This is a genomic window from Pseudomonas sp. K5002, from assembly GCF_013386655.1.
Taxonomy (GTDB): Bacteria; Pseudomonadota; Gammaproteobacteria; order Pseudomonadales; family Pseudomonadaceae; genus Aquipseudomonas.
Window position 1 is genome coordinate 1 of record NZ_JACARK010000905.1, and the last position, 1,074, is coordinate 1,074.

A 1,074-nucleotide genomic window follows, 5' to 3' on the forward strand; every position below is an offset into this window, starting at 1 on the left:
GTGACCACGTCCACGATGGGCGCCAGTAACAGATTCACGCCCCGCCCGCGGGCCGCGGCGGCCATCTCGAAGCAACGTTGCGCGAGGTCCTCGGCGCCGAGGTCCTGGAGCTGCGCCCGGGTGGCGACCGCCGGGACCAGTTGGTGCAGGCGTTCGATTCCGCCGAGTTCCTGGTCTACCGCGATCAGCACCGCAGAGCCCGCCAGCGCCGTGGCTTCCTTGACGATACTGATGAAATCGGCTTTGGACTCGCCCGCCTTGCGCGCCGGGCTCATGCCTCGGCCCACGTATTCATCCCGGGTTTCCCCAAGCAACAGGGACACACCACCACGGCTCAGGTAACGGCGCACATTGTCGTCCAGGTGCAAATCCCCGAATGCGGGAAGCAGTACCGAATACGCGGCGCGATGCAGTTCGCTTGACATTGTTTTTCCTCAACAGCGTTTGGGTGAGTCGTTGGATGCGCAGCGGTGCCACGCATGAAATCAATTACCGCGGGAAAGGCACCCAGGCCCGCTGCTGGTGGGATTCGAGGCTGGCCTGGGACAACAACACCCCGCGCACGCCTGCGTGAATATCCGGCAACGGGACGCTGGTCGCTGTGCGCCATTGCGCCCCGGCGTCCAGGGCCTCGGCGAAGTCGGCGTACAGCACGGCCAGCGCTTCCAGATAACCTTCGGTATTGCCCGCCGGCAAGCTGGTGAACGTCAGCGTCTGCGGCCTGTTGTCGGACTGGCCTCGCCGATAGATGCGGTCTGCACCGTCAGTGGGCGTGAACAACAGGGTTTCCGGTGACTCCTGGCACCATTCGAGCGAAGCCAGGCTGCCGACGACCTTGAAGCGCAAGCCGTTGCGATGCCCGGGCGCGGCGAAACTGGCCCACAACAATCCATCCACGCCGCCGTCGAATTCCAGTTGCACCACGCAGGTATCGTCCAGGCCCCAACCCGGCACCACGCTGGTCAACTTGGCGTTGAGCTGGGTGCAGCGCTGCCCGGACAGAAACTCCAACAGGTTGAAGGCGTGGGTGCCGACGTCTCCCAGCGCGCCGGTGGGGCCGGCCTTTTGCGGGTC

1 protein-coding gene and 1 pseudogene are annotated in these 1,074 nt (G+C 65.1%); both read right to left on the bottom strand.

Annotated elements, in window-relative coordinates; translation table 11 throughout:
- Window positions 1-425 (bottom strand): annotated as a pseudogene (locus tag HX846_RS30775) (glycoside hydrolase family 3 protein); the annotation flags it as partial.
- 64 nt (window positions 426-489) lie between these two features.
- A partial coding sequence (locus HX846_RS30780; RefSeq protein WP_178966838.1) for a Gfo/Idh/MocA family oxidoreductase occupies window positions 490-1,074 on the bottom strand: 585 nt, incomplete at its 5' end.